The sequence below is a fragment of the Schaalia sp. genome, from assembly GCF_050312375.1.
GTDB lineage: Bacteria > Actinomycetota > Actinomycetes > Actinomycetales > Actinomycetaceae > Pauljensenia > Pauljensenia hyovaginalis.
Window position 1 is genome coordinate 1 of record NZ_JBNOYB010000061.1, and the last position, 25105, is coordinate 25105.

Annotated in this window: 21 protein-coding genes; 20 read left to right on the top strand and 1 reads right to left on the bottom strand. The window is 68.8% G+C overall.

Annotation, left to right across the window (positions count from 1 at the left end; genetic code table 11):
• Positions 1-116: 116 nt before the first annotated feature.
• Positions 117-1370, bottom strand: a complete 1254-nt coding sequence (locus ACQY7V_RS05070) for an isochorismate synthase (RefSeq protein WP_428639190.1) — start codon at positions 1368-1370, stop codon at positions 117-119.
• A gap of 156 nt (positions 1371-1526) precedes the next feature.
• Here ACQY7V_RS05070 and ACQY7V_RS05075 point away from each other — a divergent pair, with 156 nt between their 5' ends.
• From ACQY7V_RS05075 to htpX, 20 genes are all read left to right on the top strand, one after another.
• Positions 1527-2249 carry a class I SAM-dependent methyltransferase gene (locus ACQY7V_RS05075; protein WP_154475180.1) on the top strand — a complete coding sequence of 241 codons (723 nt, stop codon included), beginning with the start codon at positions 1527-1529 and terminating at the stop codon, positions 2247-2249.
• Between the two features lie 217 nt (positions 2250-2466).
• Complete coding sequence (locus tag ACQY7V_RS05080; protein ID WP_320835826.1) at positions 2467-3747, top strand: geranylgeranyl reductase family protein; 1281 nt, start codon at positions 2467-2469, stop codon at positions 3745-3747.
• A gap of 34 nt (positions 3748-3781) precedes the next feature.
• Complete coding sequence (locus ACQY7V_RS05085) at positions 3782-4141, top strand: NADH-quinone oxidoreductase subunit A (protein ID WP_154475179.1); 360 nt, start codon at positions 3782-3784, stop codon at positions 4139-4141.
• Positions 4142-4160: 19 nt separating this feature from the next.
• Positions 4161-4715 carry an NADH-quinone oxidoreductase subunit B gene (locus ACQY7V_RS05090; protein WP_154475178.1) on the top strand — a complete coding sequence of 185 codons (555 nt, stop codon included), beginning with the start codon at positions 4161-4163 and terminating at the stop codon, positions 4713-4715.
• Complete coding sequence (locus tag ACQY7V_RS05095; protein WP_320835825.1) at positions 4712-5422, top strand: NADH-quinone oxidoreductase subunit C; 711 nt, start codon at positions 4712-4714, stop codon at positions 5420-5422. Before ACQY7V_RS05090 ends, ACQY7V_RS05095 begins: the two co-directional genes overlap by 4 nt.
• On the top strand, positions 5422-6768 hold the full coding sequence (locus ACQY7V_RS05100) for an NADH-quinone oxidoreductase subunit D (protein ID WP_154475176.1): 1347 nt from the start codon (positions 5422-5424) through the stop codon (positions 6766-6768). Before ACQY7V_RS05095 ends, ACQY7V_RS05100 begins: the two co-directional genes overlap by 1 nt.
• Positions 6765-7478, top strand: coding sequence for an NADH-quinone oxidoreductase subunit NuoE (gene nuoE, locus ACQY7V_RS05105; RefSeq protein ID WP_154475175.1), 714 nt, complete (start codon positions 6765-6767; stop codon positions 7476-7478). Before ACQY7V_RS05100 ends, nuoE begins: the two co-directional genes overlap by 4 nt.
• A complete protein-coding gene (gene nuoF / locus ACQY7V_RS05110) occupies positions 7475-8776 on the top strand; it encodes an NADH-quinone oxidoreductase subunit NuoF (protein WP_154475174.1) in 1302 nt (433 codons plus the stop codon). The genes nuoE and nuoF overlap by 4 nt, the downstream gene beginning before the upstream one ends.
• A complete protein-coding gene (locus tag ACQY7V_RS05115) occupies positions 8773-11340 on the top strand; it encodes an NADH-quinone oxidoreductase subunit G (protein ID WP_154475173.1) in 2568 nt (855 codons plus the stop codon). Before nuoF ends, ACQY7V_RS05115 begins: the two co-directional genes overlap by 4 nt.
• Positions 11337-12647 (top strand): NADH-quinone oxidoreductase subunit NuoH, encoded by a 1311-nt coding sequence (gene nuoH, locus ACQY7V_RS05120; RefSeq protein ID WP_320835824.1) that lies wholly within the window; start codon positions 11337-11339, stop codon positions 12645-12647. The genes ACQY7V_RS05115 and nuoH overlap by 4 nt, the downstream gene beginning before the upstream one ends.
• The gene (nuoI, locus tag ACQY7V_RS05125) at positions 12640-13302 is read left to right on the top strand and encodes an NADH-quinone oxidoreductase subunit NuoI (protein ID WP_235361766.1); all 663 of its coding nucleotides are present in this window, start codon (positions 12640-12642) and stop codon (positions 13300-13302) included. The genes nuoH and nuoI overlap by 8 nt, the downstream gene beginning before the upstream one ends.
• Positions 13299-14267: an NADH-quinone oxidoreductase subunit J gene (locus ACQY7V_RS05130; protein WP_154475171.1), complete on the top strand. Its 969-nt coding sequence runs from the start codon at positions 13299-13301 to the stop codon at positions 14265-14267. Before nuoI ends, ACQY7V_RS05130 begins: the two co-directional genes overlap by 4 nt.
• The gene (gene nuoK, locus ACQY7V_RS05135; protein ID WP_235361765.1) at positions 14264-14563 is read left to right on the top strand and encodes an NADH-quinone oxidoreductase subunit NuoK; all 300 of its coding nucleotides are present in this window, start codon (positions 14264-14266) and stop codon (positions 14561-14563) included. Before ACQY7V_RS05130 ends, nuoK begins: the two co-directional genes overlap by 4 nt.
• A 13-nt stretch (positions 14564-14576) precedes the next feature.
• Entirely contained in the window at positions 14577-16562 is a 1986-nt protein-coding gene (nuoL, locus tag ACQY7V_RS05140; RefSeq protein ID WP_428639197.1) for an NADH-quinone oxidoreductase subunit L, read from the top strand.
• A gap of 12 nt (positions 16563-16574) precedes the next feature.
• A complete protein-coding gene (locus ACQY7V_RS05145) occupies positions 16575-18134 on the top strand; it encodes an NADH-quinone oxidoreductase subunit M (RefSeq protein ID WP_320772067.1) in 1560 nt (519 codons plus the stop codon).
• Complete coding sequence (nuoN, locus tag ACQY7V_RS05150; protein ID WP_320835822.1) at positions 18131-19696, top strand: NADH-quinone oxidoreductase subunit NuoN; 1566 nt, start codon at positions 18131-18133, stop codon at positions 19694-19696. Before ACQY7V_RS05145 ends, nuoN begins: the two co-directional genes overlap by 4 nt.
• Positions 19693-20706, top strand: coding sequence for a polyprenyl synthetase family protein (locus tag ACQY7V_RS05155; RefSeq protein ID WP_235361761.1), 1014 nt, complete (start codon positions 19693-19695; stop codon positions 20704-20706). The genes nuoN and ACQY7V_RS05155 overlap by 4 nt, the downstream gene beginning before the upstream one ends.
• Positions 20707-20919: 213 nt before the next feature.
• Positions 20920-22419 carry an FAD-dependent oxidoreductase gene (locus ACQY7V_RS05160; RefSeq protein WP_154475168.1) on the top strand — a complete coding sequence of 500 codons (1500 nt, stop codon included), beginning with the start codon at positions 20920-20922 and terminating at the stop codon, positions 22417-22419.
• Between the two features lie 180 nt (positions 22420-22599).
• Positions 22600-24120, top strand: a complete 1521-nt coding sequence (locus tag ACQY7V_RS05165) for a Rib/alpha-like domain-containing protein (protein ID WP_428639200.1) — start codon at positions 22600-22602, stop codon at positions 24118-24120.
• Positions 24121-24180: 60 nt separating this feature from the next.
• Positions 24181-25062 (top strand): zinc metalloprotease HtpX, encoded by an 882-nt coding sequence (gene htpX, locus ACQY7V_RS05170; RefSeq protein ID WP_320835820.1) that lies wholly within the window; start codon positions 24181-24183, stop codon positions 25060-25062.
• Positions 25063-25105 lie beyond the last annotated feature (43 nt).

The window sequence follows — 25105 nt, forward strand, 5'->3', positions numbered from 1 at the left end:
AATGTGCGGAGGCTCCGAGCCCCCCGCCATCATGCGCATCGATGGGGGAACGCGCTCTTCGGGGAGGGCGTCGCGGCGTCGTCCCGGCATCGCTGTCGGCACGAGCGCCGGGCGGCTCAGGAAAGCGGATCCACCCCGAGCGCGTCGAGAAGCGGCCTCATCTTCCGGCGGGTCTCGACGAGCTCGTCCGAGGGGTCCGAATCCGGCATGATCCCGGCACCGGCGAACACCCGGAGCGCGCGGCCCTCGTCTTCGAGACGACCGCAGCGCAGCGCGATGCAGAATTCGCCCTCGCCCTCGGCGTCGACCCAGCCGACCGGCCCCGAGTAGCGGCCGCGCTCGGTCCTCTCGAGTTCTCCGAGGAGGGCGAGCGCCGCCTCGCGCGGGGTTCCGCAGACGGCGGCGGTCGGATGCAGGGCCGCGACGGCCTCGAGCAGCGTGAGGCCCCCGAGAGTCGCGTCGACGTCGGTCGCCAGATGCGCGACATTGGGCAGATCGAGGATGAAGGGGGCGCCCGGCTCGCGGAGCGACTCGACGAGGGGGGCGAGGGCGTTCGTCACCGATTCGACGGCGATCTCGTGCTCGCGCAGGTTCTTCGAGGACTTCAGAAGCTCCGCTCCGCGCCCCGCGGGGGCCGTCCCGGCCAGGACGCGTGAACGGAGGCGCCCTCCGGCGGCAGAGGCCAGCATCTCCGGCGAGGCCCCGATGAGTCCGTCGACCGCGAATCGCCAAGTCGACGGGTAGAGCTCATCGAGGCGCGCGAGGAGGAACCTCGGGTCGATCGCCGAATCGGCGCGAAGGAGCATGTCGCGCGTCATCACGGCTTTGGAGGCCTCGCCCGCGACGAGGCGGCCGACGAGCTCGGCCACCGACTCGGTCCATTCGGCCTGGGTCATCCGCCCGATCTCCGTGCGCACATTCCGGCAGGGGCGAGGGCGTCCGCGCCCGACGCCGTCGAGGAGCTCCAGCGGATCCGGAGCGCGGTCGATCCCCGTCGAGACGGCCCAGCGCGAACCGTCCTCGTCGATGACGAGGATCTCGGGGACGATGAGCGTCGAGGGCGCGTCCGCCGAGAACCCGAAGGAGCCGAAGGCCGTCAGCCGGCCCGGCGTCGAGGGCGGCTGATCGATCCGCGCCCGCCTGCGGAGGGCCTCCCACCAGCGTCCCGCATCGGCGATGGCGCACTCCCCGGCGCCGGTCCAGATCGCAGACGCGCCCCAGCCGACCATCGAGCGCCGGAACCCCAGCCAGGCGAGCGGAGGGAGATCGGTCGGCAGGAGGTCGAGGAGGGGGATCGATTCCCACCGCGTGCCCTCGAGAGAGGTGATGCGCGCGCGGAGCTGCGCGTTCGCGGAGGCGTCGATCTGCATGGCGGACAGTCTACCCGCGTCATCGCTCCCCGCCCCGGGCGGGGAGTCGCCGGGAGGGGAGAGCCTGCGACGGGGGAGAGGGGGCGCGCCTGAAGAGCGACGGGGCGGGCGGGAGCGTGTGAGGCCACGTGCGCGGGAGCGTGGGAGGATGGGGGCATGATGCACGGAGCAGCCGGCGCGGTGCGCGCCGATCTCAGCAAGTCGACGACCGATGTCGCGGCGATGTTCGACCGCGTGGCCAAGCGCTACGACCTCATGGACGCCGTCATGACGGGCGGGATGGATCACGTGTGGATGGCGGCGCTGCGCAAGGCCGTCGATCCGCGTCCCGGCGAGCGGATCCTCGACCTCGCCGCGGGCACGGGTGCTTCTTCGGCCGTGCTCGCCAGGGCCGGCGCCGAGGTCGTGGCCTGCGATCTTTCAGAGGGCATGATCGCCGTCGGGCGTGAGCGCCACCCCGATATCGAGTTCGTGCTGGGCGACGCGCTCGACCTGCAGTTCGAGGAGGCCTCCTTCGACGCGGTGACGATCTCATGGGGCCTGCGCAACATCCCTGATCCTGAGAAGGCCCTGCGTGAAATGGCCAGGGTCGTTCGCCCCCGGGGCAGGCTCGTGGTCTGCGAGTTCTCGACGCCGCCGAACCGGGCCTTCCGCAGGGCGTACGAGCTGTACCAGTCGACCGTGATGCCGCTGCTCGCCGCGGTGATGTCCTCGAACGGCGCGGCCTACGACTACCTCGTCGAATCGATCAGGGAGTGGCCCGATCAGGAGGCGGTCGGCCGGATGATCGCAGCGAACGGGTGGTCGAAGGTCGAATACCGCAATCTGACCGGCGGCATCGCCGCCCTGCATCGCGCAGTGAAGCCCCTCCCCGCGTGAGGCGACGACCTCCCCCCGAATAAAGAACCTGTCGCCTTTTCAAAATCGCGGGCGGGAATGAGGGGCTCAGGCGGAAGAAGCCGCGTGAATCCCCGTCTCGCCACCCCCGAGTGATGCGACGCGTTACGCTGTCGATTCGGATCGCGGTGCAGTGCACACCGCTCCGGAATGCACACTTGCGCAGACGCGTGCTGCGCTCATCACGGGAGGACGCTTCGTGGCCGATGAGCTGACCGGCGACATCCGCGCCGCCGTCATCGTCGTCGGCGCCGGCCCGGCGGGGGCCTCCACCGCCTACCACCTCGCCTCCCTCGGAATCGACGTCCTCGTCCTGGAAAAAGGCGAATTCCCGCGCGACAAGATCTGCGGCGACGGGCTCACGCCCGCAGCCGTGCACGAACTCGTCCTCATGGGCGTGAACACCGAAGGATGGAACCGCAACCGCGGCCTGCGCGTCATCGGAGGCGGGCACACGGTCGAACTCGATTGGCCGGACCAGAAATCCCTGCCCGGCTACGGGATGACCCGCGCGCGCAACACCCTCGACCATGAGCTCATCACCCGCGCCGTCGACGCCGGCGCGCGCCTCATCGAAGGCGCCACCGTCACCGGCGCCCTTCAAGACCCGAGCGGCCGCGTCATCGGCGTCACCGCGAAGATCGGCAAGGGCGCGAAGGCCCGCACGCTTGAAATCCGCGCGGAGCTCGTCGCCGACTGCGGGGGAGTCGCCGCGCGCCTGGCGACCTCGCTGGGCATCGAGAAGAAGCCGAAGCGCCCGATGGGCGTCGCCGCCCGCGCCTACTTCCGCTCGCCCCGCGGGGACGAGGACTTCATGGAGTCCCACCTCGAACTGTGGAGCGGCCGACCCGGCGAATCCGATCTTCTGCCCGGATACGGCTGGATCTTCCCGATGGGCGACGGCGTCGTCAACGTCGGCCTCGGATCGGTCGCCTCAACGGCGAACGCCACGAACCTCCCCTACAGGAAGGTCTTCGAGACCTGGATGCGCAACGTCCCCGAGGAGTGGGGATTCACCGAGGCGAACCAGATCGGCCCGCTCCGCTCGGCCGCCCTGCCGATGAGCTTCAACCGCTCCCCGCACTACATCTGCGGGCTCGTCCTCGTCGGCGACGCCGGCGGCATGGTGTCCCCCTTCAACGGCGAGGGCATCGCGCCCGCCCTCAAAGCGGGACGCTTCGCCGCGCAGTGCATCGCCCAGGCCCTCAGTCGTGCGGACCGGGCGGGCGTCGATCGCGCGATGAGCGAATACCCCGAGATGCTCGCAGCCGAGTACGGCGGCTACTACCAGCTCGGCCGCGTCTTCGTGTCCCTCATCGAGAACCCGCGGATCATGCGCCTGTGCACGACGAAGGGCCTGCCGATCCCGCGCCTCATGACATTCGTCCACAAGCTCTTGTCGGACGGGTACGAACGCGCCGGGGGAGACCTCGACGACCGCATCATCACCGCGCTCACCCGTCTGGTGCCGTCGGCATGAACGGACGGCGAATCGATCGATCCATGGAGGAACGATGACGAATCCCTACTTCCCGCTGCTCATCATGGCCGCGGCCGCCCTCGTGCTCGCCTTCGGCGGTCTCGTGGCCTCCGCGATCCTCGGGCCGACGAAGAAGTCGAAGGTGAAGGCGGACAACTACGAGTGCGGGATCGAGCCGACCTCCGCGCACCTGCACGAGGGGCGTTTCCCCGTGCGCTACTACCTCGTCGCGATGACCTTCATCATCTTCGACATCGAGGTCGTCTTCATGTACCCGTGGGCCGTGAGCTTCGACCACCTCGGCCTGTTCGGGCTCATCGCCATGCTCACCTTCATCGCGCTCATCACCGTGCCCTACGTCTACGAGTGGCGTCGCGGCGGACTGGATTACTGAGGGACTGGGAGGAACACCAATGGGTCTTGAAGAGAGCCTGCCCGCGGGCATCGCCCTGACGAGCGTCGAGAAGGTCCTCGGCCTCGCGCGCAAGTACAGCCAGTGGCCCGTCACCATGGGCCTGGCCTGCTGCGCGATCGAGATGATGGCCGCCGGCACCCCGCGATTCGACATGTCGCGCTTCGGGCTCGAGGTCTTCCGCGCCTCGCCCCGCCACTCCGACCTGATGATCGTGTCCGGCCGCGTCTCCCACAAGATGGCCCCGGTCATCCGTCGCGTCTACGACTCGATGCCCGAACCGAAATGGGTCATCTCCATGGGAGCCTGCGCATCGTCTGGCGGCATGTTCAACAACTACGCGGTCGTCCAGGGATGCGACCACATCGTCCCCGTCGACGTGTACCTCCCCGGATGCCCGCCCCGTCCCGAGGCGCTCATCCACGCGATCCTCACCCTCCGTGAGCAGATCGGCAAGGAGCCCCTCGGAGTCAACCGCCGTGAAATCGCGCGCAAGGCCGAGCAGGCGGCCCTCGCGGCGACCCCGACCCACCGGATGAAGGGACTCCTCGCATGAGCGACGCGCTCGAAACGACCGGCGCCCACGAGGCGGCCGCCGCGAACAGGGCCTTCGGCGCCCCCGAACTCATGACCCGCCGTGAGGGCATGTTCCCCGACACCTCCGGCTTCGGCGGGCTCGTCACTAAGAGCTTCCTCCCCGGCGAGTCGCCCCGCCCCTACGGCGGTTGGTTCGACACGGTCGTCGACGTCCTCGAGGAGCTCATCGCCGCCGACGGCCTCGAGGCCGCTGACGTCATCGAGAAGGTCGTCGTCGATCGCGGCGAGCTCACGATCTTCATCGTCCGCGATCACATCGCCCGCGTCGCCAAGCACCTGCGCGACGACGCCGACCTCCGCTTCGAGATGTGCCTGGGCACGAACGGCGCCCACTACCCGGGTGATGCGGGACGCGAGCTCCACGCGATCTACCCGCTCCTGTCGATCACCCACAACCGGATGATCCGCCTCGAGGTCACCTGCCCGGACGCGGATCCGCACATCCCCTCGATCGTCCCCGTCTACCCCGCCAACGACTGGCAGGAGCGCGAGACCTGGGATCTGATCGGCATCGTCTTCGACGGGCACCCCTCGCTGACCAGGACCGCCATGCCCGACGACTGGGTGGGCCACCCCCAGCGCAAGGACTACCCGCTCGGCGGCGTACCCGTCGAATACAAGGGCGCCACCGTTCCGCCCGCCGACACGCGGAGGTCATACAACTGATGAGCACCCCGAACTTCCATGCTGCGACCGGCGCCCCCGTCGACGCCGACGAGATCCCCGAGGTCATGACCCAGGGCGGCGACTGGGCGGACGTCCTCAACGAGATCGAGAAGATCTCCTCGGAGCGCATCGTCGTCAACATGGGGCCCGTCCACCCCTCGACCCACGGCGTCCTGCGCCTCATCCTCGAACTCGACGGGGAGACGGTCCGTGAGACCCGCGTCGACACCGGCTACCTCCACACCGGTATCGAGAAGACGATGGAGTACCGCACCTGGACGCAGGGAACGACGCTGTGCACCCGCATGGACTACGTCGCCCCCTTCTTCCAGGAGGTCGCCTACTGCCTCGCCGTCGAGAAGCTCCTCGGCATCACCGACGAGGTCCCCGAGCGCGCGAGCCTCATCCGCGTGCTCATGATGGAGCTCAACCGCATCGCCTCCCACCTCGTCGCGATCGGCTCGACCGGCAACGAGATGGGCGCGACGACGCTCATGACGATCGCCTTCCGCGGACGCGAGGAGATCCTGAGGATCTTCGAGCGAATCACGGGCCTGCGCATGAACCACGCCTACATCCGACCGGGCGGGGTCGCCCAGGACATCGGCGAGGGCACGGTCGACTACATCCGTGAGCTCCTCCCCAAGGCGCGCCGCGACATCGGCGAGCTCGAGGACATCACGAAGGAGAACCCGATCTTCAAGAAGCGCCTGTGCGACGTGGCGGTCATGCCGCTGTCGGCCCTCATGGCGCTCGGCACCACCGGACCGGGCGTGCGCGCCGCGGGCCTTCCCCTCGACCTGCGCAAGTCGCAGCCGTACTGCGGCTACGAGCAGTTCGAGTTCGACGTCCCCGTGCGCGACAAGTCCGACGTGTACAACCGCACGATGGTCCGCTTCGACGAGTGCTACCAGTCCCTGCGGATCATCTACCAGGTGCTCGATCGCCTCGATGCCACCGAGGGCGCGCCCGTCATGGTCGCCGACCCGCACATCGCCTGGCCCGCGCAGCTGTCGGTGGCCACCGACGGCCAGGGCAACTCCCTCGAGCACATCCGCGAGATCATGGGCACCTCGATGGAGTCGCTCATCCACCACTTCAAGCTCGTCACCGAGGGCTTCACCGTCCCGGCGGGGCAGGTCTACCAGACCGTCGAGCACGCGAAGGGCATCCTCGGCGTGCACCTCGTCTCCGATGGGGGGACCCGCCCCTTCAGGGCGCACTTCAGGGATCCCTCCTTCGCGAATCTCCAGTCCCTGGCCATGATGACCGAGGGCGGCCAGCTGGCCGACGTCGTCGTCTCCTTGGCCGCCATCGATCCGGTCCTGGGAGGCGTCGACCGATGAGCTTTGCCCCCGAAATTGAAGCCCGCCTGCGGGCGGATTCCGCTGAGATCATCTCGCGCTACCCGAGCGGTCACGCCCGCTCGGCGATGCTGCCGATGCTCCACCTCGTCCAGTCGGTCGACGGTTACGTGAGCCCGGACGGCATCGCCCTCATCGCCGAGATCCTCGAGGTCTCGCGCGCCGAGGTGAGCGCCGTGGCGACCTTCTACACCCAGTACAAGCGCCATCCCAACGGGGACTACCTCGTGGGCGTGTGCACGAACGCGCTGTGCGCCGTCATGGGCGGCGACGAGATCTGGGACGCCGTCTCCGAGCGCCTGGGCGTCGGCTCGGATGAGACGAGCGAGTCCGGCAGGATCACCCTCGAACGCATCGAGTGCAACGCGGCCTGCGATTACGCGCCGGTCGTGATGGTGAACTGGGAGTTCTTCGACAATCAGAGCCCCCAGTCGGCGCTCGCCCTCGTGGAGGACATCGAGGCGGGCCGTCCGGTGCACCCGACGCGCGGCGCCGAGGTCGCGCCGACCTTCAAGGAGGTCGAGCGCACGCTGGCGGGATTCCTCGACGGCCATGAGAACGAGGGCCCCTCCGCGGGCGAGCCGAGCCTCCTGGGATTGAGGCTCGCCGCCGCGAAGGGCTGGACCGAGCCGGTCGCCATCGATTCGCCGAGCGACCAGGGCGACATCACCGAGGGGGGCGAGCAGGCATGACGTCATTCGCTGCACCGGGGGCTCTCACCCCGATCGTCTCGAAGGGCTGGGACGAGGAGCGTTCCTGGACCCTCGAGTCCTATCTCAAGCGCGGGGGCTACGAGGGCCTCAAGCGGGCGAACACGATGGAGGCGGCCGACATCGTCGCCGAGGTGAAGGATTCGGGCCTGCGCGGCCGAGGCGGCGCGGGCTTCCCGACCGGCCTCAAGTGGTCCTTCCTCCCGCCCGACGACGGGCTGCCCCGCTATCTCGTCGTAAACGCCGACGAGTCGGAGCCCGGCACCTGCAAGGACATCCCGACGATCATGGCGAATCCCCACATCCTCGTCGAGGGCGTGGCGATCACGAGCCGTGCGATCAACTGCAAGCACGCCTTCATCTACCTGCGCGGCGAGGTCGTGCACGTGTACCGCCGCCTTCTCGCGGCGATCAAGGAGGCGGGCGAGGCGGGCATCCTCGGCGATCTGAAGATCACCGCGCACGCGGGCGCCGGCGCCTACATCTGCGGTGAGGAGTCGGCCCTGCTCGACTCCCTCGAGGGCCGTCGCGGCCATCCGCGCATCAAGCCGCCCTTCCCCGCTGTCGCGGGCCTGTACGCGCGTCCGACGGTCGTGAACAACGTCGAGTCGGTGTGCCAGGTGACGGGCATCTTCCGCAAGTCCGCCCAGTGGTACGCCTCGATGGGCACCGAGAAGTCGAAGGGCCACGGCCTCTTCTCCCTCTCGGGTCACGTGAAGAACCCGGGCCAGTTCGAAGCCCCGTTTGGCATCACGATGCGCGAGCTCATCGAGATGGCGGGCGGCATCCGCGAGGGCCACACCCTCAAGTTCTGGACTCCGGGCGGCTCCTCGACGCCGCTGTTCACCGAGGCCGAGCTGGATACGCCGCTCGATTACGAGTCGGTGGGAGCCGCGGGCTCGATGCTCGCGACCCGCGCCCTCCAGGTCTTCGACGAGACCACCTCGGTGGTCCGCGTCATCGCCCGCTGGGCCGAGTTCTACCAGCACGAGTCCTGCGGCAAATGCACCCCGTGCCGCGAGGGCACCTACTGGATCAAGCAGATCATGTTCCGCCTCGAGAAGGGCCGGGGACTGCCGGGCGACGTCGATCTCCTCGACGAGATCGCGCACAACATCGCGGGCCGCAGCTTCTGCCCCCTCGGTGATGCGGCGGCGACGCCGATCATGTCCGGTATCAAGCGCTTCCGCGAGGAGTTCGAGGCCGGTCTGACGACCCCGGCCCGCGAGCTCTTCCCCTATGAGGCATCCGCCGTCTACGCGCGAGGAGGTGTCCGATGAGCGACGCTCCCCAGTTGATCGACGTCACCATCGACGACGTCCAGGTGAGCGTCCCCGCGGGCACGCTCGTCATCAGGGCCGCAGAGAAGGTCGGGATCCGCATCCCGCGCTTCTGCGACCATCCGCTGCTCAAGCCGGTGGCCGCGTGCCGCCAGTGCCTCGTCGAGGTCGGCATGCCCGACCGCAACACCGGTGAGCTCCGCTTCATGCCCAAGCCGCAGCCGGCCTGCGCGCAGACGGTCGCGCCCGGCATGGTGGTCAAGACGCAGTTCACCTCCGAGGTGGCCGAGCGCGCCCAGAAGGGCGTCATGGAGTTCCTCCTCATCAACCATCCGCTCGACTGCCCGATCTGCGACAAGGGCGGCGAGTGCCCCCTGCAGAACCAGGCGATGACCGAGGGGCGCGCGGTTTCGCGCTTCGCCGACGCGAAGCGGACCTACCGCAAGCCCCTGCGCCTGACCAGCCACATCCTCCTCGACCGCGACCGCTGCATCCTGTGCCAGCGCTGCGTGCGCTTCGGCAAGGAGATCTCCGGGGACGTCTTCATCGATCTTCAGGGACGCGGCGGCGGCACAGCGCCGACGGACGATCACTACTTCATGGCGGAGCAGATCGGCGGCTTCGACACCTCGACCCTCGATTATCACGATCCGAAGGCGAAGGAGCTCGGCACTGCGGGCATCTGCGGCCCCTACGGCGAGGCCGGGATCATCGGCTCGGTGAACGAGGGCGAGCTCGGGCCCGTGGACCGCGATCAGTCGGGACGCGCCTTCGCCTCGTACTTCTCGGGCAACATCGTCCAGATCTGCCCGGTGGGCGCGCTCACCGCGGCCTCGTACCGCTTCCGCGCCCGTCCCTTCGACCTCGTGTCGACCGCCTCGGTCACCGAGCACGACGCCTCGGGCTCGGCGATCCGCGTCGACATCCGTCGCGGTGAGGTCGTGCGCCGGATGGCGGGCAACGCCCCCGAGGTGAACGAGGAGTGGATCACCGACAAGGACCGCTTTGCCTTCGAGTGGGACAGGGAGTCCCGCCTGAAGACCCCGCTGGTCCGCGTCGACGGGGAACTCGTTCCGACCTCCTGGTCGGACGCCCTCGACCGCGTCCGCGCCGGCCTCCAGGAGGCCTCGGGCGAGGTCGGCTTCCTCCCCGGCGGCCGCCTGTCCTTCGAGGACGCCTGGGCGTGGGGCAAGTTCGCCCGCACGGTCGTGGGTTCGGATTCCATCGACTTCCGCTCGCGTCCGGGTTCGGAGGAGGAGCGCTCCTTCCTCGCCGCCCGTGTCGCGGGCTCCGGTCTGGGCGTCACCTACTCCGATGTCGAGAAGGCCGGTCGTGTCCTCCTCGTGGCCCTCGAGCCCGAGGACGAGCTCGGCGCGCTCTTCCTGCGCCTGCGCAAGGGCGTGCGCGCCGGGACCGTCAAGGTGTCGACGATCGCCCCCTTCACCTCCAGGGGTTCCGCGAAGCTCTCGGCGGAGCTCCTGCGGGCCGCTCCGGGCACCGAGGCCGAGGTCGTGGCCTCGATCGACGCCGAGGGCGCGAACGCCGGGCTCGCCGCATCCCTCGAGGGCGGGATCATCCTCGTCGGTGAGCGGGCGATGGCCGCTCCGGGCCTCCTCAGCTCCGTCGTCGACCTCGCCGAGCGAACGGGCGCGAGGCTCCAGTGGGTTCCGCGCCGCTCCGGCGATCGCGGCGCCCTCGAAGCGGGCCTGCTGCCCGGCCTCCTCCCCTTCGGTCGTCCTCTCGGCGACGCCTCGGCCCGGGCCTCCCTCGGATGGGAGGGCCTGCCTGCGGCTCGCGGACGCGATGCGGCCGAGCAGCTCGCGGGCGCCCTCGACGGAAGCGTCGGCGCCCTGGTCGTGGGCGGCGTCGACGTCCGCGACTTCGAGGATCCGGCCGGCGCCCTGCGCGCCCTGGAGGCCGTCCCCTTCCTCGTCTCCCTCGAGGTCCGTTCCTCCGAGGTCACCGAGCTCGCCGATGTGGTCCTTCCCGTCGCGCCGCCGCTGGAGAAGAACGGCACCTTCATCGACTGGGAGGGCCGTCTGCGCCCCTTCGGCCAGGCGGTGTCCGCGCGCTCGCTCACCGATCGCGATGTGTTCGCCAGGCTCGCCGAGGAATTCGGCGTCGACTTGGGCGTCACGACCTTGACGGACCTGTATGACGAGGTGAACCCGCTCATCACCTGGGACGGCGCGCGCGAGGCCTTCGCCGCGGCCGCCGCCCCCGCGCCGACCGCGGTCGGTGAGGGCCAGGCGATCCTCGCGACGCACAAGCCGATGCTCGACGCGGGACGCCTCCAGGACGGCGCCCCCTGGCTCGCCGGTGCGGCGCCAAGGCCCGTCGCCCTCGTCTCGGCCGCGACCCTCGAGGCGCTCGGCCTCGCCTCCGGCGCCGAACTGGTCCTCGCCACCGAGCGCGGAACAGTCGCACTGCCCGCGCAGATCGCGGACCTGCCCGACCGCGTCGTGTGGGTGCCCGAGTGCTCGAGCGGATCCCTCGTCCATCAGTCACTCGGAACCGCCGGTACCGTCGTGGCTCTCAGCGCCAATGGGGAGGTGGCCCGGTGAATCTTCTGCTCGCCGCGGTGCCCGATTACACCGCTTCCGACTTCTCCGAGGAGACGTGGTGGTTGACGCTCATCAAAGCGGTCTTCCTCATCGTCTTCCTCATCCTCAACGTCCTCCTCGCCCTGTGGGTCGAGCGTCGAGGCCTCGGCCGCATGCAGACCCGTCCCGGCCCGAACGTCGCAGGCCCCCTGGGACTGCTCCAGGCGATCGCCGACGCGGGCAAGCTCCTCTTCAAGGAGGACATGTGGACGAGGCGCTCCGATAAGTTCCTCTACTTCCTCGCCCCCGCGATCGCGGCCTTCTCGGCCTTCAGCGTGTTCGCGGTCATCCCGATGGGCCCGAACGTCAACCTCTTCGGGCACTCGAGCCCGCTCCAGCTGGCGGACATGCCGGTCGCGACGCTCTACATCCTCGCGATCACCTCGCTCGGCCTGTACGGCGTGGTCCTCGGCGGTTGGTCGACCCGCTCGACCCTCCCGCTCTACGGCGCTGTGCGCTCCTCCGCTCAGGTGATCTCCTACGAGCTCGCGATGGGCATGGCGCTGGTCTCGGTCTTCCTCATGTCGGGGACCATGTCGACCTCGCAGATCGTCGCCGCTCAGGGCCGGGTCTGGTGGATCGTCCCGCTCATCCCCGCGTTCATCGTGTACTGCATCAGCGCGACGGGCGAGGTCAACCGCCTCCCCTTCGACCTGCCCGAGGCCGAGGGCGAACTCGTCGCCGGTCACATGACCGAGTACTCCTCGATGAAGTTCGGCTGGTACTACCTGTCCGAGTACGTCAACATGCTCAACGTCTCGGCGGTCGCGACCACGATGTTCCTCGGCGGATGGCACGCCCCGTGGCCCTTCTCCCACCTCGCCTTCCTCAACGACGGCTGGTGGGGCATGCTGTGGTTCTTCCTCAAGATGTGGTTCTTCATGTTCCTCCTCATCTGGACACGCGCCACGCTCCTGCGCTTCCGCTACGACCAGTTCATGACGCTCGGATGGAAGTGGCTCATGCCGATCGCCCTCGTCTGGATCGTGGCCGTCGCGATCATCCGCGGCATCACGGCGTGGGTCGAGGTCTCGATGCCGGTCCTCGGTCTGGCGATCGTCATCGTCTTCGCCCTCGCGATGCTCGTCATGTGGGCGACCGACAGGGGCGAGCCGGAGCCGGAGAAGAAGCCCGTCGACGAGGAGTACACCGGCTTCGCCGACGGCTTCCCCGTTCCGCCCCTGCCGGGCCAGCAGCCCGTCACCTCGCCCCGGGCGCCCCGGGCGCCGATCGACGCGACCGCCTCGAAGGAGGGAAGCGATGAGTAAGAAGTCCCCCGATAAGGACGCTCCGATGCGTTTCGAACACGATCCGAAGGGGCCGATCGCGGAGTTCTTCGCGCCCGTCGCCGGTTACGGCGTCACGATCTCGTCCTTCTTCAGGCCGACGGTCACAGAGCAGTACCCGCGCGAACCCGCCCGCGTCCAGCCGAGGTTCCACGGCCGTCACCGGCTCAACCGCTATGCGGACGGTCTGGAGAAGTGCATCGGCTGCGAGCTGTGCGCATGGGCCTGCCCGGCCGATGCGATCCTCGTCGAGGCCGCGTCGAACACCCCCGAGGCCCAGTACTCGCCGGGCGAGCGCTTCGGGAACGTCTACCAGATCAACTACCTGCGCTGCATCTTCTGCGGAATGTGCATCGAGGCGTGCCCGACCCGGGCCCTGACGATGAGCAACGACTTCGAACTTGCCGTCTACGACCGCGCCTCGGACATCTACGAGAAGCAGGATCTGCTCGTCCCCCTCGCCGAGGGCATGCTCGCCCCGCCCCATCCGATGGTCGAGGGCATGTCCGACGGCGATTACTACCGCGGCGAGGTCACCGCTCCGACCCGCGAGCAGATCGCGTGGGTGAAGGAGCGCAGACCCGAGGATGCGAGCCTCGCCTCCGCTGAATCCGCCGCCAAGGAGGTGCGTCGATGAATCTGTCGAGCAACTGGCCAGCGATGGCCTCGACGGGCGAAGCGGTGCTCTTCACGTGCACGGCGATCGTCATGATCGCCTGCGCGCTCGGAGTCCTCTTCTTCAAGAAGGCCGCGTACTCGGCGATCTGCATGGTCGGCGTCATGCTGGGACTCGCGATGCTCTACATCGCGCAGTCCGCGCCCTTCCTCGGCATCGTCCAGATCGTCGTCTACACCGGCGCGATCATGATGCTCTTCCTCTTCGTCATCATGATGATCGGCATCGGCGCCACCGACGACTACGCGACGCAGTCGCGCGGCACGATCGTCGCGGCCGTCCTCGGAGGCCTCGGCCTGGTCGTCGTCCTCGTCGCCGCCATCGGCCGCACGACGGTCGCCGGACTCATGACGGGCGCCGAGGTCGATCCCTACTCCGATGAGCCGATCACCTCCCTCGCCGAGACGCTCTTCTCCGAGCACTGGCTGACGATGGAGGTCTCCGGCGCCCTCCTCATCACGGCGGCGATCGGCGCGATGCTGCTGACCCACACGGACCGCCTCGGCCCGAAGATCACGCAGGAGGAGACCGCCAAGGCCAAGATGCGCGCCTTCGCCGAGTCGGGGCGCCGCATCGGCCAGCTCCCCGCTCCGGGCGTGTACGCGCACTCGAACGCGGCGGACGTCCCCGCGATCTCGGGCGAGACCCTCGCCCCGGTGCCCGAGTCCGTGCCCCGCGTGATCCGCGTCCGCGGCCTCGACCGCTCTTTGGATCAGGTCGATCACGAAGTCGCCCAGTCCCTCATGCTCGCGCGCAACGGTGATGTCATCGATTCGCCCTTCGCCCCCGAGGCCTCCGCGGCCGTCCCGCGTTCGGGATCCTGGGGCATGCCCGGTCCGGCCGCCCCGACCGGCCTCGACCAGCCGCTCGCGCCCGCCGTCGACGAGGCCGAGGGCCTTGCGACCGTCCAGGAGGAGGAGAAGTGAGTCTGTCCTGGTACATCGTCCTCGCGGGGGTGCTCTTCGCGATCGGCGCAGTCATCGTTCTCGTGCGCCGCTCGGCGATCATCTCGCTCATGGGCGTCGAGCTCATGCTCAATTCCGCGAACCTCGTGTTCGTGACCTTCGCGAGGCTCCTCGGCGATGTGAACGGCGAGATCATGGCCTTCTTCGTCATGATCGTCGCCGCCGCTGAGGTCGTCGTCGGCCTGGCGATCATCGTGTCCATCTTCAAGTCGCGCTCGACTACGAGCGTCGACGACGTCAACCTGCTCAAGCACTGAGGGAGGAAGAAGAATGTTCGCATCCCTCGCGCTGCTCGGAGCCGAAGGCTCCGCCGCCGTCGAGCCCGTTGCCGCGACGGGCGCCGCATCGTGGGCATGGCTCATGATCGCCGTGCCGCTCGCGTCCTTCGCCGTACTCATCCTGGCGGGACGCAGGTCGGATCGCTGGGGTCATCTCCTGGCCACCTGCGCCTCCTGGTTCTCCTTCATCGTGGGCGCCGTGATCGTCGCCCAGATGCTCGGGGCAGATGAGGCCTCCCGGCGGATGACCTCGACCCTGTTCTCCTGGATCCCCGCGGGTGATTTCAGGATCGACTTCGGAACGCTCGTCGATCCGCTGTCGATGACCTTCGTGGTCCTCGTGACCTTCGTCGGTTCGCTCATCCACGTGTACGCCATCGCCTACATGGAGCACGACGCCGACCGCAGGCGCTTCTTCGCCTACCTCAACCTCTTCATCGCCGCGATGCTCACCCTCGTCCTCGCGGACTCCTACGCCGTGCTCTTCGTCGGCTGGGAGGGCGTGGGCCTCGCCTCCTACCTCCTCATCGGATTCTGGAACCACGTGCCCGCCAATGCCTCCGCGGCGAACAAGGCGTTCATCATGAACCGCGTCGGCGACATGGGCATGCTGGCCGCGATGATGGCGATGGTCGCGAACTTCAACTCGGTGCGTTTCGCGGACGTCAGCTCCCAGGTCGGCGCGATCCCGACCGCCCAGGCCACCGCGATCGGCCTCTTCCTCCTCGTGGCCGCCTGCGGCAAGTCGGCGCAGTTCCCGCTGCAGGCCTGGCTCGGCGACGCGATGGCCGGCCCGACCCCGGTGTCCGCGCTCATCCACGCGGCGACGATGGTCACCGCGGGCGTCTACCTCGTCGTCCGCTCCGGAGCCGTGTACGTGGCGGCTCCGGCCGCAGCGACCGCCGTCGCGATCATCGGCGCGATCACGCTCCTCTTCGGGGCGATCGTCGGCAGCGCGAAGGACGACATGAAGAAGGTCCTCGCGGCTTCGACGATGTCGCAGATCGGCTACATGATGCTCGGCGCGGGCCTCGGCCCGATCGGCTGGGCCTTCGCGATCTTCCACCTGTTCACGCACGGCTTCTTCAAGGCCCTCATGTTCCTCGGCGCGGGCTCGGTCATGCACGGCATGGCCGACCAGGTGAACATGCGCCGCTTCGGCGCGCTGCGGACCGCCATGAAGATCACCTGGGCGACCTTCATGATGGGCTGGCTCGCGATCCTCGGCGTCCCGCCCTTCTCCGGGTTCTGGTCGAAGGACAAGATCATCGAGGCGGCCTTCGCCGCGCACAGCTTCGGCGCCGCTGAGGCGCCGTGGATGGGCTGGGTCCTCGGACTCGTCGCCCTCTTCGGCGCGGGGCTGACCGCCTTCTACATGTCGCGTCTGTTCTTCATGACCTTCCACGGAACCGCCCGCTGGACCACGCAGGCCGAGGGCGCGCCCGTGCACCCGCACGAGTCCGGACCGCTCATGACCGTTCCGATGATCGTTCTCGCCCTCGGCGCGATCCTCATCGGCGGGCTCATGTCGATCGGCGACTTCTTCACGCACTGGCTCGCACCGGCCATCGGCGGCGTCGAGCACGCCGAACCGGTTCTTCCGGTCGTCGTCATCCAGGTCGCGACCCTCGTCCTCGTCCTCCTCGGCGCGTGGATCGCCTGGCGGGGCTACGGCGCGGTCGAGGTGTCGAAGGCGGTGCCCGCGGGCAACGCCCTCACCGAGGCCGCCCGCAAGGATCTCTACCAGGACGAAGTCAACGGGATGCTCTTCATCGCCCCGGCCGCCGCCCTCGCGAAGGGCGCGGCGCTGGGCGACGCGAAGGCCGTCGACGGGATCGTCTCCGGCGTCGCGAAGGGCTCGTCGGCGCTGGGTCGGCTCATCGGCTCGACCCAGACCGGCTACGTGAGGACCTACGCGGCCTACATCCTCGGGGGCGCCCTTAGCGCCCTCGCCATCGTGCTCGGCTTCAGGCTGTGAGGTAGTTCGAACATGCACAACACACTCGTTGAACCCGCCTTCCCCTGGCTGACCCTCCTCGTGGTCCTCCCGGCCCTCGGAGCGCTCCTCCTGTGGGCGATCCCCGGACTGCGGAAGTCCTCGGGCAAGGGCTTCGCCCTCGCCGTCTCCTTGCTGGAACTCGGCGGCGCGGCCGCGGCGGCGCTCGCCTTCGACTGGTCGGATCCGGCCGCCTATCAGCTGGTGGAGTCGCTCTCGTGGATCCCCCAGATGGGCGTCTCCTGGTCCTTGGGCGTCAACGCCCTCGGCCTCGTGATGATCCTCCTGGCCCTTGCGCTCGTCCCGATCGTCCTCATCGCGGGATGGAACGATGACGAGAAGGAGTCCGACGCCGCTTCCTACGCGGGCCTGGTCCTCTTCCTCGAGGCCTTCATGGTCCTCATCTTCGCGGCCTACGACCTCGTCGTCTTCTACATCGCCTTCGAAGCGATGCTCATCCCGCTCTTCCTCATGATCGGCCGTTACGGCGTCGGTGAGGAGGGCGCGAGGCGCGCCGCGGCGATGAAGTTCCTCCTCTTCTCGCTCGCGGGCGGGCTCGTCATGCTCGGCGGCATCGTCGCCCTGTGGGCGAACGCCCCCGAACGAGGGGAGACCTTCTTCCGCCTCGACACCCTCTCGGCCGTGTCCCCGACCCTGTCGAGCGGCATCCAGATGGGCGTGTTCGCGACCTTCATGGTCGCCTTCGCGATCAAGGCCCCGATGGTCCCCGTCCACACCTGGCTGCCCGATACGGCTGCGAACGCGCGGCCGGGCACCTCGGTCCTCCTCGTCGGAGTGCTCGACAAGATCGGCACCTTCGGGATGATCACGCTGTGCCTGCGCCTCTTCCCGGACGCGGCCGCCCGGGCGGCGATGGTGATGTGCTCCCTCGCGGTCCTGTCGATCCTCTGGGGCGGTCTGGCCGCGAACGGCCAGGACGACATCATGCGGCTCGTGTCCTACACCTCGGTGTCCCACTTCGGCTTCATGGTCCTCGGCATCTTCATCGGTTCCGACATCGCCCTCGTCGGCGCGATGTTCTACATGGTGGCCCACGGCGTCTCGATCGCCGCGATGTTCCTCCTGTCGGGCTGGCTGGCCCAGCGCGGCGGCACGCAGGACATGCGCGAATACTCGGGCATGCAGAGGGTGACGCCCTACCTCGCGGGGCTCTGGCTCACGGCGGGCCTGGCCTCGATCGCCCTGCCGGGCCTGTCGGGCTTCGTCCCCGAGTACCTCGTCCTCATGGGCACGTGGAGGCAGAACGTCCTGCTCGGTGCGCTCGCGCTGCTCGGCGTGGTGATCGCCGCCGTGTACGTCATGCGGCCCTACAAGCGCGTCTTCACCGGCGGGCCGGCGAAGGGCAAGGACGGGCTCACCGACATCGGTCCGCGCGAGCGCTTCGTCATGGCGCCGCTCGTCGTCGCCATGGTCGTCCTCGGCATCTGGTCGGCGCCCCTGGTCAATGCGCTGACTCCGATCTCCGCTGACTTCGCCCTCGGCGCCTCCGCTCCCGCCCAGGCGCAGACCCTCCTCGAAGGGAGCACCAAGTGAATCTCCTCGCCGCATCGTTCACCGCACCGCAGATCGCGTGGGCCTCGCTCATCCCGATCATCGTCGTGCTCGGCGGAGCCGTCGCGGGGGTCCTCATCGAGGCGTTCGCGCCGGTGAAGACGAGGCGCACCCTCGTCGTCGCCGTCTCCCTCCTCACGGCCCTCGTCGCCGGCGCGGTTCTCGCGACCCGCTGGCTCGCCGTTCAGGGGACCCCCTCGAGCCTCGGCGAGTACATCGAGGACCCCCTCACCCTGGCCGCGCAGTTCATCCTGGTGCTCATCGCCTTCGTCGCCCTGCTCGTCATGGCCGATCGCACCGAGGTCGGGGACGGCGCTTTCGCCGGCCAGCCCTCGGATCGCCCGGGTTCGGCCGATGAGGAGCTCTCCGATGCGAAGGGCTACCAGCGTTCCGAGATGTTCCCGCTCACCCTTTTCAGCGTCGCGGGCATGATGCTCTTCCCGGCGGCGGACTCCTACGTGACGCTCTTCGTCGCCCTGGAGGTCATGTCGCTCCCGCTGTACATCCTCGCCGCCACCGCGCGCCGCAGGCGTCAGCTCAGCCAGGAAGCCGCGCTCAAGTACTTCATCCTCGGGGCCTTCGCCTCCGCCTTCCTCCTCATGGGCTCGGCCTTCCTCTACGGGGTCTGCGGGTCGCTGACGATCTCCGATGCGGCGTCGATCCTGCCGAACAAGTCCGGAATGGACTGGATCGCCCTGGCGGGCGTCGTCATGGTGATGATCGGCCTCCTCTTCAAGATCGGCGCCGCCCCCTTCCACGCCTGGACCCCGGACGTGTACACGGGCGCCCCGACCCCCGTGACGGGCTTCATGGCGGCGGGCGTGAAGGTCGCGGCCTTCGCCGCGATGCTCCGCTTCTACGAGTCGGTCGCGGCGATCCTCCAGTGGGATCTCCTGCCCGTGCTCATCGCCGTCGCGGTCCTCACGATGCTGGTCGGCACCTTCACCGGTATCGTCCAGTCCGATGTCAAGCGGATGCTCGCCTTCTCCTCGATCGCCCACGCGGGCTTCATCCTCATCGGGATCTTCTCCCTGGCGAAGGGGTCGACGGGTCACGTCCTCTTCTACGTCCTCTCCTACGGCCTGGCCACGGTCGGGGCCTTCGGCGTCGTCTCTCTCGTGCGCACGGCCTTTGCGGACGGCGCACCGGGCGCCGAGGCGACGGCGCTGGAGCGCTGGGCCGGTCTGGGCAGGAAGAGCCCGATGCTCGCCGCGGCGATGCTCGTCTTCCTCCTGTCCTTCGCGGGCATTCCGCTCACCGCGGGCTTCGTGGGGAAGTTCGTCGTCTTCGCGGACGGCTTCGTCGGCGGCATGAGCTGGCTCGTGGCCCTGGCCCTCGCCTGCTCGGCCGTCACGGCCTTCTACTACTTCCGTCTCGTCCGGCTCATGTTCTTCACGGATCCGGCTGAGAACACGGTCGTGGTGAAGTCCGAGGGCTTCGCCGGGCTCGCCGTTCTGGCGTGCGCCGCGGGCACGCTCATCCTGGGCGTCTTCCCCGGTCCGGTTTTGTCGATCCTCTCCCAGGTCGTCATACTGCTGCCGTGACCGTTTCAGCGCCTGATCTTTCCGCTCCCGACCTCGAGTCCCGCATCACTCCGGGGCTCGAGGTCGTCGAGCGTCGTCTCCGCGAGGCCGTGTCGGGTTCGCGGGACCTCGTCGATGAGCTCACGAGTCACCTCGCCCGTGCCGGCGGCAAGCGCCTGCGCCCCGTCCTGACGCTCGTCTGCGCCCAGCTCGGCGATCCCGGGCTCGCACTGTCGGAGCGGGTCATCACGGGCGCGACCGCGGTCGAGCTCACGCACCTGGCCTCCCTGTACCACGATGACGTGATGGATTCCGCGCCGACGCGGCGCGGCGTTCCCTCGGCGCAGCACCTGTGGGGCAATAATCGCGCGATCCTGGCCGGCGACGTCCTTTTCGCCCGGGCATCGGTCCTGATCGCCGCTCTGGGGCCGGAGCTGGTCGCGCATCATGCGAAGACCTTCGAACGCCTGTGCATCGGGCAGCTCAATGAGACCTTCGGCCCGCTTGAGGGCGAGGACCGGGTCGCCTTCTACATCCAGGTGCTCGCCGACAAGACCGGATCGCTGGTCGCCTCGGCGGCCCACTTCGGCGCGTGGCTGTCGGGAGCGGGCGAGGAGACGGCGCAGATCGTTTCGGCTTTCGGCGAGGAGATCGGCGTCGCCTTCCAGATCGCCGATGACGTGCTCGATCTGGCGTCGACGGGTGAGACTTCCGGGAAGACGCCGGGTACCGATCTGCGCGAGGGGGTCGACACCCTTCCGGTCCTCCTTCTGCGCCGCCGTGAGGCGGAGGGGCGCATCGACGAGGACGGGGCGCGCATCCTCGCGGCTCTGGATGCGGATCTGTCCTCCGACGAGGCGCTCGATCGCGTCGTGTCGGCGTTGCGGGCCCACGACGTCCTCGAGGAGACGCGTGAGCTCGCCAGGGCGCGTGCGGAGCGGGCCATCGGATTGCTCGATCCGCTTCCCGAGGGCGAGGCGAAGACGGCCCTCGTCGCCTTCGCCCACCTCATGGTGGACCGTCTCGCCTGAAACCGGCGGTCCCAGGCCTCGGCGATCGCCTCACTCGGGCCGGGCGCTGCGAGCGCCGTCCGCGCCGGGGGAGGGGCGGGGCGCCCGTGCGACGGTGAGCCGCGTCTCGAAAAGATGACCCCGCGCGCAGCCTCGTTAGGATTGGGGCGTGCGCGGGATCGGTCCCGCACGAAAAGTGCCACCGGGATTCGCCCGGATTCGAGAGGAGCCCACTTGTCCGTCTTGAACGTCGCCGTCATCGGCGCGGGTCCCGCCGGGATCTATGCGTCCGACATCCTGTCGAAGTCCGGGCTCGAGGTGAGCATCGACCTCTTCGAGCGCCTCCCCGCGCCTTACGGACTGGTGCGCTACGGCGTCGCTCCCGATCATCCGCGGATCAAGCAGATCATCGTCGCCCTGTACAAGATCCTCCAGCGCGGGGACATCCGCCTGCTCGGAAACGTCGAGGTCGGTCGCGACGTTTCGATCGATGATCTCAAGGATCATTACGACGCGGTCATCATCGCGACGGGCGCTGATCGGGATGCTCCGCTCGACATCCCCGGCATCGATCTTCCCGAGTCCTTCGGCGCAGCGGATTTCGTCTCCTGGTACGACGGCAATCCTGATTATCCGCGCACCTGGCCCTTGAACGCGTCGAGCGTGGCCGTGTTCGGCGTGGGCAATGTGGCTCTCGACGTGGCGCGCGTTCTCGCGAAGCACGCGGAGGACATGCTGGTCACCGAGATCCCCGAGAACGTCGCCCGCGGCCTTGAGGCCAATCCGATCACGGATGTGCACGTCTTCGGCAGGCGCGGCCCCGCGCAGGTGAAGTTCACCCCGCTGGAGCTGCGCGAGCTCGGCAAGGTCCCCGATGTGGACGTCATCGTCGACGAGGAGGACTTCGATTTCGACGAGGGCTCGGAGCGGGCTTTGCGCGAGTCGAATCAGCAGCGGCAGGTGGTCAAGACCCTCACGCAGTACGCTTCGATCGATCCCGAGGAGCGCACGGCGTCGCGCCGGATCCACATCCATCTCTTCCAGGCTCCGGTCGAGGTCGTCGCCGATGAGGACGGTCACGTGAAGGCGGTCCGCACTGAGCGCACGGAGCTCGTCGGCGATGGTTCGGTGCGCGGCACCGGGGTCATCACGACGTGGCCCGTCGAGGCCGTCTACCGGGCGGTGGGCTACGCCTCGTCGCCGATCCCGGGCCTTCCCTTCGACGCCGAGCGCCGTGTCGTGCCCAATGTCGAGGGGCGCGTCGTCCCGGCTGCCGGTGCGGGCGCGGAGGAGGCCCTCACGGGGATTTACGCCACGGGGTGGATCAAGCGGGGTCCCGTCGGGCTCATCGGCTCAACGAAGTCGGATGCCCAGCAGACGATCGCGCACCTCGTCGAGGATGCGAACGCCGGGCGCCTGCGCGCAAAGACCCAGGCCGTGGGCCACGAGGCGATGATCGCGCTCCTGGAGGAGCGCGGGGTCGAGTACACCACTTGGGAGGGGTGGGAGCTGCTCGACGCCTATGAGAAGGAGCTCGGCGCGGCCTACGGCCCGCTGCCCGAGGGGCGCGGCGTCCGAGAGCGCGTGAAGGTCGTCTCCCGCCGGGCGATGACCGACATCTCGCGGGCGATGCCGGTCGATCGTGTGGATCTCGTCGGCGACATGGGGGAGATGGGCGTTCCGGCGGCTCCGGAGCGCTTCGAGGATTACACGGGGCCCGGCCGTCGCGCCTGAGCTCATGCGGACGCGGGCTTCCGTCTTCGGGCGGGCCCGCGTTCGCGTATGAGGAGGGGACGGCCTCAAGAGCGCACTCGCATATGAGGTAGCACTTATTTACATTAGGCAACCCTAATGTCTAAGGTGTTCCGGGGTGCTCATCCGCGCCCTTCGACTCTTGAGGAAGCGAAGAATCCCATGACCCTGTCCCGTTCCGCGGTCGGTGCCCTGCTGGGAGCATCGATCCTCGCCGCTCTTGCGCCCGCGATGCCCTCGGAGGCCGCGGCCCTCCCCACGGCCCCGCACGGGCTCCTCGTCGCGGCGCCGGCCGTGAAGGATCTGACGATCCGCGCGAGCGATCAGCGCGTTGAAGCCGGAAAAGCCCTCGACTACGTCTTCACCGTTGAATCGGCAGACCCTCGATCGGTGACTTCGTATCAATCTTTATTTTCCGCAGGGCTGCCTGAGGGCTTCATCCTCAAGCAGGTCGACAAGAGCGCCGGTACCTGGCGCTTGGCCACGACCCGCGAGCTGAAGGCTGGGGAGGGGCCCTTCCGGATACCTCTGAGTTTCACGGATGCCTACGGAAGGGCCCAGGCCACCATCACCGTCACGGTTGGCAAGGCCCTGGAGGCGAGCGCCCTGGACCTCCTCCTCGATCAGGACAGCCCCTTCCCGGCCGGTACGAAGATCTTCACGGCGACGGGCGGAAGCGAGCCCTATGCGGTGACCATCACTGACAACGGCGGCATCGGCGACCTCGTGATCTCGCCGGACGGGACGGCTGCGGGAACGGCGCCCTCGCCCGGAAGCGTCGTCGTCGCCTTCACCATCACCGACGCCGGAGGAGCCTCCCGCGCCCTGAAGGCCCGCGTGACCTCGAGGGACACCCGCCCTCCCCTCATCGAGGCCGCTGAGACCATCGATGCGATGAAGGGTGAGCCCTTCACCGCGCCGGTCAAGGTGAGCGACAACTGGAGCGTCCCGGTCGTCAGTCTCGACCCGGCTTCGGTCGAAGGCGTGAGCCTGCGCGGATTCATGACGGGGAGCGGACCTGGCAGCCTCGAAGGACGGATCGACCGGGTCGGCGAATTCACCGCGACGATCCGGGCCGTCGATTCCGTGGGCAATGCCTCCTCGCGCTCCGTCGTCATCCGCGTCAAAGGACTCTCCGACCTCGCAGCCCCCTCCTGCGCCCCTCGGAGCGGCTACGCGGGGGATGAGGCCGTCAGCGCGCCCATGGACTTCGGCGAGGGGGAGTCCCTGCCGGACAAGAGCGTCTTCTCCCTGCCGGGCGAGGCGCCCTCCGGTGCGAGCATCGATCCGGCGAGCGGTCTGCTCACCTGGGCGATCCCCGAGGACTTCCCCGCTTCTGAGGTGAAGATCCCCGTGAGGGTCGACTACCGGGACGGGACCCGTGACGAGCTCGAGTGCCGTGTCCTCGTGAAGAAGGCGCAAGCCCTCGTGCCCCTCGTCCCCGCCGAGCCCATCGATCCTCCTCGCCCCTCCGGGGAGGCGCCGAAGGCCGATGGCGCTTCGAAGGTCGAGGCTGCGCCGAAGAGCGCGGCGGCTGGGAGCGGGGCGGCTGAGAAGGCGCCTTCACGCACTCCTGTGAAGCTCGCGGCGACCGGTGCGCATCTGGGGATCGCGCTCGGCGCGGGGGCTGCGCTTGCGGCGGGGGCGGCCCTTCTCCTGCGCCGTCGCCCTGCGAAGGCCTGAAGGGAAGGAACGCCCACCCCTTCCCAGGCACTGTTCAGCCGCTGCGCATATCCTCGTGGCATGACTCATCGGGGCTATCACAACGGTTTGAAGACCGCCGTACTCCTCGGCGGATTGTGGGCGCTCCTGGCCGCCGTCGGCTGGATCATCGCGAACGGCACGGGCCGGTCGATCTGGCTCTGGCTGTTCGCCGGCCTCGGCCTGTTCCAGACCGCCTACGCCTATTGGAACTCCGCGTCCATGTCGCTGCGCGCCATGAACGCCTATGAGGTGTCCGAGGCACAGCGTCCGGACCTCTACCGGATCGTGCGCGAGCTCTCCGATCGTGCGGGCCAGCCCATGCCCTCGATCTGGATCGCGCCCACCCGGACGCCGAACGCCTTCGCGACGGGCCGCGACCCGGAGCATGCGGCGGTCTGCTGCACCGAGGGCATCCTCGAGATCCTCGGCGAGAGGGAGTTGCGCGGCGTGCTCGGCCATGAGCTCATGCACGTCTACAACCGCGACATCCTCACCTCCTCGGTGGCGGCGGCCCTCGGCGGCCTGGTCACATCGATCGCCCAGTTCCTCATGTTCTTCGGGGGCGGGCGCAACCGGGACGGCGAGGGCGGGGGAGTGGGCGTGCTCGCGGGGATCGCCATCGCACTGCTCGCCCCTCTCGCGGCGACGCTCATCCAGTTCTCCCTGTCGCGGACGCGCGAGTTCGATGCGGACGAGGACGGCGCGACGCTCACTCAGGATCCGCTGGCCCTGGCCTCCGCGCTGAGGAAGCTCGAAACTGTGACCGATCGCGCGCCTCTTCAGCCCACGCCCGCGAATCAGAACGTCGCCGCGATGATGATCGCCAATCCCTTCAGAGGGGCGGGGCTCCGCAATCTCTTCTCGACCCATCCTCCGATGGACGAGCGCATCGCCCGATTGGAGAAGATGGCGGGCTACTGATCGCGCGCCCTTCGCGCTTGGCCCCGGTCGGAGCGCTCCGACC